General features: G+C 73.4%; 9 protein-coding genes and 2 pseudogenes. 5 read left to right on the forward strand and 6 right to left on the reverse strand.

Features of this window, described 5'->3' with window-relative positions:
• Nucleotides 1–33: 33 nt before the first annotated feature.
• The 4 genes and pseudogenes from ACIHEI_RS05185 to ACIHEI_RS05200 all read left to right on the forward strand — a co-directional run.
• A pseudogene (locus ACIHEI_RS05185) lies at nucleotides 34–480 on the forward strand (ATP-binding protein); the annotation flags it as partial.
• Between the two features lie 177 nt (nucleotides 481–657).
• Nucleotides 658–846, forward strand: a pseudogene (locus ACIHEI_RS05190) (helix-turn-helix transcriptional regulator); the annotation flags it as partial.
• A gap of 28 nt (nucleotides 847–874) precedes the next feature.
• Nucleotides 875–1,915 carry an alpha/beta fold hydrolase gene (locus ACIHEI_RS05195; RefSeq protein ID WP_396605663.1) on the forward strand — a complete coding sequence of 347 codons (1,041 nt, stop codon included), beginning with the start codon at nucleotides 875–877 and terminating at the stop codon, nucleotides 1,913–1,915.
• Nucleotides 1,912–2,091 (forward strand): hypothetical protein, encoded by a 180-nt coding sequence (locus tag ACIHEI_RS05200; protein ID WP_392950466.1) that lies wholly within the window; start codon nucleotides 1,912–1,914, stop codon nucleotides 2,089–2,091. Before ACIHEI_RS05195 ends, ACIHEI_RS05200 begins: the two co-directional genes overlap by 4 nt.
• Before the next feature lie 28 nt (nucleotides 2,092–2,119).
• On the opposite strand, the gene ACIHEI_RS05205 is transcribed toward ACIHEI_RS05200, so the two are convergent.
• The 5 genes from ACIHEI_RS05205 to ACIHEI_RS05225 all read right to left on the reverse strand — a co-directional run bounded on the left by ACIHEI_RS05205 (nucleotide 2,120) and on the right by ACIHEI_RS05225 (nucleotide 8,449).
• Complete coding sequence (locus tag ACIHEI_RS05205) at nucleotides 2,120–3,451, reverse strand: alpha/beta fold hydrolase (protein WP_396605664.1); 1,332 nt, start codon at nucleotides 3,449–3,451, stop codon at nucleotides 2,120–2,122.
• A gap of 57 nt (nucleotides 3,452–3,508) precedes the next feature.
• Nucleotides 3,509–3,856 carry a hypothetical protein gene (locus ACIHEI_RS05210; RefSeq protein WP_396605665.1) on the reverse strand — a complete coding sequence of 116 codons (348 nt, stop codon included), beginning with the start codon at nucleotides 3,854–3,856 and terminating at the stop codon, nucleotides 3,509–3,511.
• A gap of 492 nt (nucleotides 3,857–4,348) precedes the next feature.
• Nucleotides 4,349–5,578, reverse strand: a complete 1,230-nt coding sequence (locus ACIHEI_RS05215; RefSeq protein WP_396605666.1) for a biotin carboxylase — start codon at nucleotides 5,576–5,578, stop codon at nucleotides 4,349–4,351.
• Between the two features lie 8 nt (nucleotides 5,579–5,586).
• Entirely contained in the window at nucleotides 5,587–6,744 is a 1,158-nt protein-coding gene (locus tag ACIHEI_RS05220; protein ID WP_396605667.1) for a hypothetical protein, read from the reverse strand.
• 79 nt (nucleotides 6,745–6,823) lie between these two features.
• Nucleotides 6,824–8,449, reverse strand: coding sequence for a tannase/feruloyl esterase family alpha/beta hydrolase (locus tag ACIHEI_RS05225; protein ID WP_396605668.1), 1,626 nt, complete (start codon nucleotides 8,447–8,449; stop codon nucleotides 6,824–6,826).
• Nucleotides 8,450–8,630: 181 nt separating this feature from the next.
• Here ACIHEI_RS05225 and ACIHEI_RS05230 point away from each other — a divergent pair, with 181 nt between their 5' ends.
• Nucleotides 8,631–9,464 carry an alpha/beta fold hydrolase gene (locus ACIHEI_RS05230; RefSeq protein WP_396605669.1) on the forward strand — a complete coding sequence of 278 codons (834 nt, stop codon included), beginning with the start codon at nucleotides 8,631–8,633 and terminating at the stop codon, nucleotides 9,462–9,464.
• Between the two features lie 7 nt (nucleotides 9,465–9,471).
• Here ACIHEI_RS05230 and ACIHEI_RS05235 read toward each other — a convergent pair whose 3' ends face one another.
• Complete coding sequence (locus tag ACIHEI_RS05235) at nucleotides 9,472–12,186, reverse strand: ATP-binding protein (RefSeq protein WP_396605670.1); 2,715 nt, start codon at nucleotides 12,184–12,186, stop codon at nucleotides 9,472–9,474.
• Nucleotides 12,187–12,189: the final 3 nt, after the last annotated feature.

Genomic DNA, 12,189 nt, shown 5'->3' on the forward strand with positions numbered 1-12,189 from the left:
ACGGCCGAAACGGTCAAAACGGAGGAATCAGGCATGAACGGGTACGGCGAGCAGGCCGAACTCACCGCGTTCGTGACATCCGCGTCCGGCGGCGCCCTCGTGCTGCGCGGGGAGGCGGGGTCCGGCCGCAGCACGCTGCTGCACCACGCCGCCGCGCTGGCCGAGCAGCAGGGCCGGGCCGTGGTCCGGGCGGCGGGCGCCGAGGTGGAGTCCGCGCTGCCCTGGGCGGGCCTGCACCAGCTGCTCCACCCGCTGCTCGGCCACCTCGCCCGTCTGGACGACCGGACCCGGGCGGTGTTCGACTCCGTCTTCGGCGGCCTGCGGAGCTGCTCGCCGCCGGTCATGCCGATGGGCATCGCCGTCCTCCGGCTGCTGGAGCTCGCCACCGAGCAGCGGCCACTGCTGCTGGTCCTCGACGACGGGCAGTGGCTGGACGAGGCCAGCGCCGACGTCTGCGGCTTCGTCGGCCGCCGACTGGCCGGCCGCCCGGTGCAGCTGCTGGTCGCGGTCCGCACCGACCTCCCGTCGCGCTTCGACGCCGCCGCCCTGCCCGAACTCCCGGTCGCCTCCGGCCCCGACGAAACCGCGCTGCTCCGGCCGGCCCCGGACGAACTGCACGCCGCCCGGGCCGCCCGCCGCGCCTGCGCCCCCGAGCCGGGCGCGCTGACCTGGCAGGAACGCCGGGTCGCCGACCTGGCGGCGGGCGGCCTGACGAACAAGCAGATCGGCGTGCGGATGCACCTGTCGCCGCGCACCGTCAGCTCGCACCTCTACCGCGTCTTCCCCAAGCTGGGCGTCACCAGCCGGGCGGCGCTGCGCGACGCGCTGAGCCGCGCCGCCGGATGACGTTCTCCCCCCTCGGAAAGGACCGAACATGATCAGCAGGCGTACCTTCACCACCGCGGTCGGCCTCGGCCTCGGCGCCACCGCCCTCACGGGCACCGCGTCCGCCGCCGCACCCACCCCGACCGTCCCGGACATCGCCCCCGGCACCCACACCGCCTTCACCGACCTGAAGCGCGTCCAGGCCGGCGTGCTCGACATCGGCTACGCCGAACTCGGCCCCGAGCACGGCCCGGTGGCCGTCCTGCTGCACGGCTGGCCGTACGACATCCACAGCTACGTCGACGTGGCCCCGCTGCTCGCGGACGCCGGCTACCGGGTGATCGTGCCGTACCTGCGCGGCCACGGCACCACCACGTTCCTGTCGCCGACCACGCCCCGCAACGCCCAGCAGTCCGCGATCGCGCTGGACATCCTCGCCCTGATGGACGCCCTGAAGATCCGGCAGGCGACGCTGGCCGGCTTCGACTGGGGCTCACGGACCGCCGACATCATCGCGGCCCTCTGGCCGGAACGGGTCCGGGCCCTGGTGTCGGTCAGCGGCTACCTGATCACCAACGTCGCGGCGCAGCGCACCCCGCTGCCGCCGAAGGCCGAACACACCTGGTGGTACCAGTACTACTTCGCCACCGACCGCGGCCGCCTCGCCATGGAGACCAAGCAGAACCGGCACGACCTGTGCCGCCTGGTCTGGGACGAGGTCTCGCCCACCTGGGACTTCGACGACGCCACCTTCGAACGCACGGCCGCCGCCTTCGAGAACCCCGACTACGCCGCCATCGTGATCCACAACTACCGCTGGCGCCTGGGCCTGGCCGACGGCGAACGCCGGTACGACCACTACGAACAACTGCTCGCCGCCCGGCCCACCATCCCCGTACCGACCATCACCCTCGACCCCGCCCTCGACCCGTTCCTCCCCTCCACCGACGGCGCCGCCTACCGGCAGCTCTTCACCGGCCCCTACGACCACCGCGTCCTCCCGGGCATCGGCCACAACGCACCCCAGGAGGCCCCGACCGCGTTCGCCCGGGCAGTCCAGGACGCCGACCGGCTGGCGGCCCACAAGTGACCGGCCCCGAGCAGGTCGCCGAGGCCCGCCGCACCCGCTTCGGCACCCTCCCCCAGCGAATCCCCTTCGCGGACATGGTCGAGGAACGCCCGGAGATGTCTACCGATCCGGCCGCCTTCGACCCCGACAGCCAGGCAATCCGGTTCTCCTGCCTGGCTGCCGATCTGGGCCTCTGACCACCCCGGCCGAAGCGGGGACGCCGTCCTACCTCAGCGACCTGAAGGCGGTGCGGAGTTCCTCGGCCAGCAGCTGCGGCTGCTCCCAGGCGGCGAAGTGGCCGCCCCGGTCGACCTCGTTCCAGTGGATGATGTTGCCGAAGGTCCGCTCGCCCCAGCTGCGCGGCGCGGGGTAGATCTCGGACGGGAAGACCGTCACCGCGACCGGCAGCTTCGGAATGGACACCGCGTTGAACGGTCCGCCGCCCGCCTGGGCGCCCTCCCAGTACAGCCGGGACGACGACGCGCCGGTGCCGGTCAGCCAGTACATCGAGATCGCGTCGAGCATCTCGTCGTACGTCAGCACCTTCTCCGGCTGGCCACCGGAGTCCGTCCACTCCGCGAACTTGTCGTAGTAGTACGACGCCATGCCGACCGGGGAGTCGGTGAGCGAGTAGGCGATCGTCTGCGGGGTCTGGTTCATCATCGCCGCGTAGCCGAAACCGTCGCGGTAGAAGTGCAGCAGCCGGTCGTACGCCCGCTTCTCCTCGGCCGACAGGTTCGTGGGGGCCGGGTCGAAGTTGCGCACCCGGCGCAGGATGTCGTCCGGCACCGTCCCCGGCATGTTGACGTGGATGCCGAGCAGCCCCTTCGGCTGCTGGACGGCGAGCACCTCGGAGAGGATCGCGCCGTGGTCGCCGCCCTGCGAGACGTACTCCGGGTACCCGAGGCGCAGCATCAGCTCGTGGAAGGCGTGCGCGATGCGGGTGAAGTTCCATCCGGGCCCGGTCGGTTTGCCCGAGAAGCCGTAGCCGGGCAGGGTCGGCAGGACCAGGTGGAAGGCGTCCTCGGCGCGCCCGCCGTGCGCCGTGGGATTGACCAACGGGTCGATGACCTTCAGCAGTTCGACGATCGAACCGGGCCAGCCGTGCGTCATCAGCATCGGCATCGCGCCCGCGTGCGGGGAGCGGATGTGCGCGAACTGGATGTCCAGCCCGTCGATCTCGACGATGTACTGCGGCAGGTCGTTGAGGCGCCGCTCCAGCGTCCGCCAGTCGTACCCGCTGCCCCAGTACTCCATCAGCGGCCGCATCTTCGCCAGTTGCGCACCCTGGGTACGGTTGCCGACCGTCTCACGGTCCGGCCACCGGGTCGCCCGGATCCGCCGCCGCAATTCGTTGAGCTCCGCCTGCGGAACCTTGATCCGGAACGGACGGATACCCGCCCCCGGTCGCGGCGCCTCCCCGGCGCCCGTCCATCCCGCCACCCGCCCGGTGATCGCCTGCGCCGGAGCGGACAGGGCAACCTGGCCGGCGACGACCCCGGCCGCCGCCAGACCGAGGAAACGGCGTCGGCCGGTGGTGTTTTCGTGCGCTGCCATCGAGGCCTCCTTGCATGAGAAAGAGATGTGAGGTGTTCCGCCCGCGACAGGACGGAATCAGACCGGGACCACCCGGTAGCTCAGCGCCGGCCACGGCAGGTCGAACTGGGCCAGCGAGCCGGTCGCCCACGGGTGGTCGCCGGTGCAGCCCGCGCCGGTGTACAGCACCACGGACGCGGCCCCGGAGGCGACCTGCACCGACCGGGCGGGCGCCGACAACGTGTGGCAGGTGCCGGAGTCGTCGAGATCGACGACGGTCACCGCGCCGCTCCCGCCGCTGCCCGAGTAGAGGTGGGCACCCGGCTGCAACGGGGGCCACCCGGCGGCCTGCGCCGATCCGGCACCGAGGCCGATCACGGCCGCGACGAGAGCCGCCGCGACGGCCGAGGCCTTGGGAGTGAACATATGAACCACCTTCCGCTCGTGGGACGTTGTTGCTGAGGGGATCAGGCCCGGTTCTCCGCCTGGAACATCCAGCTCTGCTTCTCCAGTTCGGCGATCAGCCACCAGCGCCGGATCGAGCAGGTCGACCAGCGGACAGACACGGCGTGTCCCTTCGGAGCGGGCGTGCCCTGTCCATCATTGGCGCCGAACCGCCTTTCGAAATCGGTCATTTGACCGCACATCCGCTTCCCCCGATCCGGCCCCGGGTGCGCGGCGCGTTCAGTCAGATCACGGCCGCCGGCAACGGAGGTCCTCACCGGAGTCGATCTGACCTGGCGGGGCCCCGGGGATCGGTGCCGGAACGGATGCGAGCCCCTCGCGGGGGCGGGCGCGCGGGCCGTGCTGCTGGCCCTGCCCGAGGTGTTCCCGTGCAGCAGGCACCTGTCAGCCGAGGAGGTACGCGAGTTCGTCGTGGACCTCGTCAACGCGACGCGTGATGCCGTCGAACTGTATTCAGGCGATCTCGTACATCCCGGCGCCGTCGAGGTACCGCACCGTGTTGAGGTCGCGCTGGAGCACCGCGTCCACCGGGTGCTCCAGCGTGAGGGTGGCCGGGTAGCCCCGGTCGTAGGTGGTCGGGGTGATCGGGTCACCGGGTTCGAGCAGCACGGTGAGGTCGCGAAAGCTCTCCAGCTCGCGGATCCGGTCGAGGGCCCGGTAGCGGACCAGTCGCCCGGCCGCGGGGGCGACCAGTGCGGCCCAGGCGAACGCGTGCCGTCGTTGGTACGCCCGGCCGGCCCGGGTGCGGAAGCGGTCGGGGCGGGCGTAGGCGTCGACGATCCATTCCAGTTGGCCCTCGCCCAGCAACCGGTCGGTGTAGTACGGGAGTCCGGACATCCGGGCGCCCGCCTCGATCAGCCGCGGGCCGTCCGGCGTCAGCTTGATCTCCAGGTGGGCGGCGCCGTGCCGGATGCCGAGCGCGTCCAGCACCTGGCGTCCGTACGCGGCGAGTTCGGGCACCGGCGGTTCGTCGGAGCGCAGCAGCACCTGCGCGACGACCAGGTCGCGGACTCCGTTGGCGGTGATCCGCTCGGTGCGCCAGGCGTCGGTCAGGTGGTGAACGCCCCTGCTGCTGACGGTGTTCAGGATGTACTCGGTGCCGACCAGGTACTCCTGGGCCACGACTTGCTCGATCGGCTCGCCGTGGATCGTCCCGCTGCCGCGGAGCCGGCGCAGCGCCACGACCGATTCGTCCGGCGAGTTACAGAACGACACGCCGTCGCCCCAGTAGCTGCGCAGCGGTTTGACCACCGCCACCCCACCCAACTGCGCGTGCCAGGAACGGAGTTCACTCTCGCCCCCGGTGCGGAGCTGCCGCATCGCAGGGACGCCGCGGGCCCTGAGTGTCTCGATCTGCACGTACTTGTCCCGGCGCGCGGCGCTCAACTCGGTGCCGTTGGTGGGCAGTCCGAGCTTCTCGGAGAGCGCGTCGGCGAGTTCCACCCCGGTCTCGCGTCCGGGCAGCACCGCGACGACCCCCTCCAGCCGCGCGGTCAAGGCGTCCAATTCACCGTCGTGGACCAGCACTTGAGCAAAACGCGCCGCATCCACCGGCTCGACACCGAACGGCAGCCCGGGCGTGCTCTGCACCTGGACGACCTCGCCGCCGACCGCCGCGAAGGCGTCGATGTGGCCGTAGGCCGGCCCGAACGCGTCGACGACTGCCACACGGAACGCGGACATTCTGCCCCCTACTGGTTGGCCGGAGCCGATGCGGACGAAAGGACTTCCCGGCGGAGTTCGAGCAGCCGGTGGACGGCGTTCGTGAGGACGTCTCGCACGCTGAACCCGGAGGTGCCGGGGTGCTCGGCGTTCAGAATCCCCCGCTCGCCGGCCTGCGCGCCGATCTCCCTGCGGGTCAGCCCGGCCCGGTCCGGGAACGCCTCCGGCAGCATGCGCCGGGTGATGCCGAGGTGCACCATGCGGAAGTCGACGAACCTGTCGATCAGTTGGACCAGCCGGTCGGCCCCGGCTTCGTCGAGCACCAGCCGGCCGTCCCGCACCGACTGCCACACGTTCGTGCCCAGGCTGGAGGCGCTGCGCCACTGGGCGACGACCGGCCGGGACCAGGTCGGGAAGTAGGACATCGCCAGGTCCAGGTAGCTGCCGTACTCGGTGGTCGGCGGCAGCAGGGCCATTTCGAGCAGCTGCACGCTGGGCATGAACGCCCCGCTCGCGCCGCGCGGACCGCCGGGGTGGCCCATGTGGAAGTGCCGGAACCGGCCGAACGCCTCCCCGGACAGCCGGCGGTAGCTCGCCATGTGCGAGGTGAACTCCGCGACGCAGCGGGCGGCGTCGTCCAGCACCGCCACCGGTTTCACGGCGTCCGGCGCGGTGATCAGCGCGCGAAGCCCGTACGCGGCGGACCTGATCCACGGCTCGGACAGGTAGTGTCCGAGGTAGAAGTCCCGTTCCAGGGTGCCGAGTTGGCCGGGCGAGAACACTCGGATGTCACCGCAGCGCCGGTACTCCTCGCAGTTCACGTCGATCAGCAGCTCGTAGCTCAGGTGCGGATCCAGCGAGCGGAACCGCGCGCTCTGCGCGGAGATCAGCTCCGTCAACTCGCGGGGCGCGGCCAGCGGCCCGGCGGGGGCGAACCCGCCCAGCATGAACAGCAGGTCGAGCTGTGTGACGCGCGCGGCGCGCGGATCGTCCCCGACCAGACCAACTGCCTTCACCAACTCCCGCTGCTTGAACGCCAGTTGCCGATAGGAAAGGCCGCCGCGCCCGACCTCGGCCAGGTCCCCCGGAAGGTCGTGCAGAACGTAGTCGCGAAACGGCGACGGGGACGGAACCAACGCACGAGGCGCGGATTCCACGGAACCGTTGAAGAGATCGTTGCTGTCCACTTCCACTCCTTGTCCGCAACCGAAGCAACCGGAGCAACCGAGGACGGGGGGCGGATCGGCGACCCGCCCCCCGTTCAGGTCAGGGCTTGACGCAGCGGAAGCTGCTCGCGGCGTTCGGGTCGCCGAAGGCGTAGCGGGAGACCATCGGGTACCGGCACACGTCCCGGGTGACGTTCCGCCCGTCGGCGGTGGGCAGGGTGGCGTGCAGCACGCCGGGGGCCTGCCCGCGCTCGACCCAGGCGGTCAGCGCGGCCATGTCGTCGGCGCCGTTCAGGGCGCAGTGCCCGACGCCGGGGGCCAGGAAGACCCGGTAGAAGTTGTCGACCTTCGCGCTGCCGCCCATCCGGTCCTCGACGCGCTTGCGGTAGTCGACCGTGCCCGCGGTGGGGATCACCGGGTCGGCGTCGCCGTGCCAGCTGAGCAGCTTGCCGCCGGCGTCGCGGAACGCGGACAGGTCCGCGTCGCGGGTCCCGATGGCCGGGTCGAACTCGGCGCGCGCCTTGCGGAAGATCTCCTCGAACTGCGGGTACGTCAGGTTCGCCGAGCTGAACCCGGGCTGCTTCTGCACGAAGTTGGCGACCCACTCGGCGGGGACGATGAACGGCGCGCCGGTGGTGATGCCGTCCGTGGTGGTGCTGGCGGCGAGGGGGCCGAAGTCGGCGCCGATCGGCAGCCCGTACCAGAGCCGCTTGCCGTCGCCGGAGCGCGGGCCGTCCCAGATCCGGCGGACCACCTCGGCGTCGGCGGCGCTGATCGTGTACTCCTTGCCCTCGCACACCACCTTCGTGCCGATCAGGCGGCGCGGGTCGAAGTCGCAGCGGTTCGGGTTGCTGATCAGTCCGTCCGCGATGCCGTCGAGCTTGTCGCAGGCCTTCAGCGCGGCCTTGTTGAACTCGTTGAACTCGCAGGCGGTCGGGTAGGTGTGCTGCTCGTTCATCACGACCTGCGGCCACAGCGTGGCCACCTCGAACTGGTTCCAGTTGATGGCGGGGGACGCCGCGTTGATGCCGTCGAAGTCGGTCGGGTACTTCTGCGCCTCCATGTAGCCCTGGCGGCCGCCGGTGGAGCAGCCGTTGAAGTAGGAGCGGAAGGCGGTGTGGCCGTAGACGCCGTCGACGACCTGCTTGCCGACGAGCGCCATCTCGTGGACGGAGCGGGAGGCGAAGTTCTCCAGCAGCGCGGCGTTGATCCGGCCCTGCCCGTCCAGCGCCCAACTGCTGTCCAGACCACTGGTGTCGACGCCCGCGTCGGTGGTGGCGGCGGCGTAGCCCTGCTTGACGGCCGCGGCCACCGATCCGATGTTCCCAGCGGCGTACGCGGCGCCGCCGGCCGCCTGGAAGCGACCGTTCCAGCCGGACTCCGGCAGCCAGATCTGCACCTTGGCACGGTCGTTGGCGCCCGGGTGGGTCAGCGTGACGGTCACCTCGCAGTGCGCCGGCACGTCGGGGACCACGCCGCCGCCCAGCGGCGGACTGCCGGGCACCTGGAACGCGCCCGCCGGCACGGCCGTCGCCGTCACCGACTCCACCGAGGCGCCCTCCGGCGCCGAGGGCTGGAACGGGGTACAGGCGAACGGTACGGAACCGGAGGCGGTCAGCGTCGCGCCGCCCGCCTGGCCGGCCGAGGCGCTCGCCGGTGCGTTGACGGCCGCGGCCGCCGCCAGCGAGAATCCTGCCGCCGCGAGCCTCAGAAGCCGTCGATTCATGTGTCTCTCCTCGAATTTCGGGAATCGCGCGACCACTGTCGCCGCCCCGCCGACTGGAACACATCAGTCATCCGACGCTCTGTGGCCATGCAGTCATCCAACCGATGCGGACGCCCGGCGCGCGGGAGACAGTGAACGCCCAAGCCCCCGAAGACCGAAGACCGAAGCCAGGAGCGTCGCCATGTCGATCACCCAGAACGGCCGCGGACGGCGGCTCGTCGCGGCCCTCGCCGCAGCCGCGGGCGTCCTCGCCCTCACCGGCGCGACAGCCGGCCCTGCGACAGCCGGCCCCGCGGCGGCCGACCGCGGACCGAAGCCGACCGTCGTCCTGGAGCACGGCGCGTTCGCCGACGCGTCGAGCTGGAACGGCGTCATCGCCCGTCTGCGCCACGACGGTTACCCGGTCGTCGCCGCCGCGAACCCGCTGCGCGGCCCGGCCTCCGACGCCGCCGCGCTGCGCGGCGTCATCGACCACATCGACGGCCCGGTCGTGCTGGTCGGCCACTCCTACGGCGGCTCGGTCATCAGCGCCGCCGCCGTCGGCGAACCGCGCGTCAAGGCACTGGTCTACGTCGCCGCGTTCCTGCCCGCACCGGGCGAGTCCGCGCTGCAACTGACCGGACAGTTCCCCGGATCCACCCTGGCCGGCGCCCTCGACCCGGTGCCGTACCCGCTCCCCGACGGCAGCACCGGCACCGACCTGTACATCCAACAGGGCAAGTTCCGCGCGCAGTTCGCCGCCGACGTCCCCGCCGAGAAGGCCGCACTGGCGGCCGCCACCCAGCGCCCGATCGCCCAGGCCGCGCTGACCGAACCGGCCACCGCAGCCGCCTGGCAGACCGTCCCCAGCTGGGACATCGTCACCACCCAGGACCTGAACATCCCGGCCGCCGCCCAGCGCTTCATGGCCGAACGCGCCCACGCCCGCACCACCGAGGTCGCCGCGTCCCACTCCGTCGCGGTCTCCCACCCCGACCTGGTGGCCGGCGTCATCGAAAAGGCGAGCATGAGCTGACGCTCGGTCAACTCGAAGCCAGCGCCCCCTCGATCTCCCGCCGGTTGGTGATCCCCAGCTTGCCGAACACCTTCCGCAGGTGCCACTCCACCGTCCGCGGGCTGAGGAACAGCTGCGCGCCGATCTCCGCATTCGGGTGCCCGGCGGCGGCGAGGCGGGCGATCTGCGCCTCCTGCGGCGTCAGTTCCGGCCCGCCGACGGCCCGTTTGCGCACCGTCTCACCGGTGGCGAGCAGCTCGCGCCGGGCCCGCTCGGCGAACGCCTCCTGGCCCATCCGCGCGAACTCCCCGTACGCGGCGCGCAGTTCGTCGCGGGCCAGGGCCCGCCGGTTCTGGCGGCGCAGCCATTCGCCGAACAGCAGCCGGGCCCGGGCCTCGAGCACGCCGAGCCCGCCCGCCTCGAAGTGCCCGACGGCCTCCCGGTAGCGGTCCTCGGCCTGCTCGGGCGGCCCGGCCAGCGCCTCGGCGACCGCCCGCGCGCCGAGCGCCCACGGTGTGCCGGCCCGACCCCAATCGGCCAGCCGCTCCCGCGCCCCGGCCGCCGCGGCCGGGTCCCCGGCCCGGACGGCCGCCTCGACGAGTTCGCCGCACGTCCACTGGTGCACCGCGAGATCCCGGTACTCCGCGCCCCGCAGCGCCGCCTCCAGCGCCAACGGGTAGTTGCCGAGGCCGTTGTGGAGCACGGCCCGCGCCCACGCCGCGGTCGCGGTGAGCCGGCCGAGGCCGCACCGCTCGCCCTCCCGTTCGGCCGCCCCGATCGCGGCCAGGGCCGGCCGTTCCCGGCCCTGGTACGCGCCGATGCCGGCCGTCGCGGCCAGGCGCATCGCCAGGCCGGCGCCGTTCTCGACGGCGCTCGCCCCGGCCAGCAGTTCGCGGGTCTCGGCGAGCCGCCCCGCGAAGCCCAGTGCGGCCGCCCGGTGCGGCAGCGCCGTCGAGAGGATCGACAGCGCGCCCGTCGTCCGGGCGGAGCGGACCGCCCGCTCGGTGACGTCCAGCCAGGCCGCGAGGTCGCCCAGCTCGGCGGCGGCGTTCGCGGCCGCCCACAGCAGGGCCGGGTCGTCGATGTCGGGGACGGCGCGCAGCGCCCGCGCCAGCAGCGGGTGCGCGGCGGCGGGCCCGTCCGTGGTCCACGCGGCGAGGGCGCGCAGCAGGATGCCCGCCGGCTCGTCGCCGGGCGGCAGCGCGCGGGCCGCCCCGGCGACCTGCCGCAGTGCCCCGTCGTCGTGCCGGCCGGCCCAGATCGCGGCGCCGAACGCCATCAGGGCGGTCTCCCGCGCGGCGGCCGGGTCGAGCGCGCCGAGCCGGTCCGCCGCGTCCAGCAGCGGCCGCACCACACCGAGTTCCGGGCCGGCCAGGGCCGCCACCCTGGCCCGCAGCCGGTGCACGTGGGCCTGCTGGAGCGGGTCCAGCGCGCCGAGTTCGGCGGCGGCGAGCAGGTCGGGCACCCGGGCCGTCAGCCCGGCCGCCAGGTACGCGTCCGCGGCGGCCAGCGCGCGCCGGGCCCGTCCCTTCGGGTCGGGGGTGAGCGCGGCGGCCCGTTCCAGGAAGGACGCGGCGGCGGCCCGCCCGCCGCGGGCCAGCGCCCGGTCGGCGGAGCACTCCAGCTCGACGGCGACCTCCTCGTCCGGCCCGAGCGCGGCGTGCGCCCGGTGCCAGGCCCGCCGGTCGGGGTCGCGCCCGCCGTCGGTGGCCTCGGCCAGCGCCTGGTGCGCGGCCCGCAACGCGGACGCGTCCGCGCCCCGCCAGACGGCGGAGCGCACCAGCGGGTGCCGGAACCGCACCGCGGCCCCCACCGTGATCAGCTCCCCGGCCGGCGCCGCCGCCTCCGGCCCGACGCCGAGGAACCGCAGCGCGTCCCACAGCAGCGGCCCGTCGCCGACCGGTTCGACCGCCGCGACCAGCAGCAGCGCCCGGGTGTCGGCCGGCAGCGCCTGCACGCGGCGCCGGAAGCCGTCCTCGACCCGGGTCGCCAGCGGCCCGGCCCCGGGCCCGCCGAAGCCGAACGCCAGCTCCGCGGGCGACAGGCCCCGGGGCAACTCCAGCAGCGCCAGCGGGTTTCCGCCGGTCTCGGCGACGATCCGGTCCCGCACCCGGGCGTCGACCGGCCCGGGCAGCACGCTGTCGAGCAGCGCCCGGGCCTCGGCGTCGCCCAGCCCGCGCAGCGCGAGGTCCGGCAGCCCGGCGAAGCCCTCGTCGCCCGCCCCGTCCACGGCCCGCTCGGCGAACACCAGCGCCACCGACTCGGCGTCCAGCCGCCGTCCGACGAACGTCAGGATCCGCTGCGACATCAGATCCAGCCACTGCGCGTCGTCGACCAGGCACACCAGCGGCGCATCGGCCGCCGCCTCCGCGAACAGCCCCAGCACCGCCATCCCGACCAGCAGCATCTCGGGCGCCGCCCCGCCGCTCAGCCCGAACGCCACCCGCAGCGCGTCCCGCTGCACCTCGGGCAGCCGCTCCAGCCGGTCCAGCAGCGGCGCGCACAGCCGCTGCAACGCCGAGTACGCGAACTCCGCCTCGGCCTCCACCCCGGCCGCCCGCACCACCTGCAACTGCCCGGCCAGCCCCGCCAGTTGATCCAGCAGCGCCGACTTCCCGACCCCCGCCTCCCCCCGCACCACCAACACCCGGCTGCGCCCGCCGCGCACCTCGCGCAGCAGCCGCTCCAGCTCCCCCGACTCCCGCTCCCGCCCGAGCAGTTGACGCTTCGCCTGGTCCGCCATGGT

The organism is Kitasatospora sp. NPDC051984, from assembly GCF_044593455.1.
Lineage (GTDB): Bacteria > Actinomycetota > Actinomycetes > Streptomycetales > Streptomycetaceae > Kitasatospora.

Excerpts from the sequence above, each read along its gene's own strand:
- ACIHEI_RS05195 (WP_396605663.1), top strand. The coding sequence starts at position 875 with ATGATCAGCAGGCGTACCTTCACCACCGCGGTCGGCCTCGGCCTCGGC.
- ACIHEI_RS05205 (WP_396605664.1), bottom strand. The coding sequence starts at position 3,451 with ATGGCAGCGCACGAAAACACCACCGGCCGACGCCGTTTCCTCGGTCTG.
- ACIHEI_RS05210 (WP_396605665.1), bottom strand. The coding sequence starts at position 3,856 with ATGTTCACTCCCAAGGCCTCGGCCGTCGCGGCGGCTCTCGTCGCGGCC.
- ACIHEI_RS05215 (WP_396605666.1), bottom strand. The coding sequence starts at position 5,578 with ATGTCCGCGTTCCGTGTGGCAGTCGTCGACGCGTTCGGGCCGGCCTAC.
- ACIHEI_RS05225 (WP_396605668.1), bottom strand. The coding sequence starts at position 8,449 with ATGAATCGACGGCTTCTGAGGCTCGCGGCGGCAGGATTCTCGCTGGCG.
- ACIHEI_RS05230 (WP_396605669.1), top strand. The coding sequence starts at position 8,631 with ATGTCGATCACCCAGAACGGCCGCGGACGGCGGCTCGTCGCGGCCCTC.
- ACIHEI_RS05235 (WP_396605670.1), bottom strand. The coding sequence starts at position 12,186 with ATGGCGGACCAGGCGAAGCGTCAACTGCTCGGGCGGGAGCGGGAGTCG.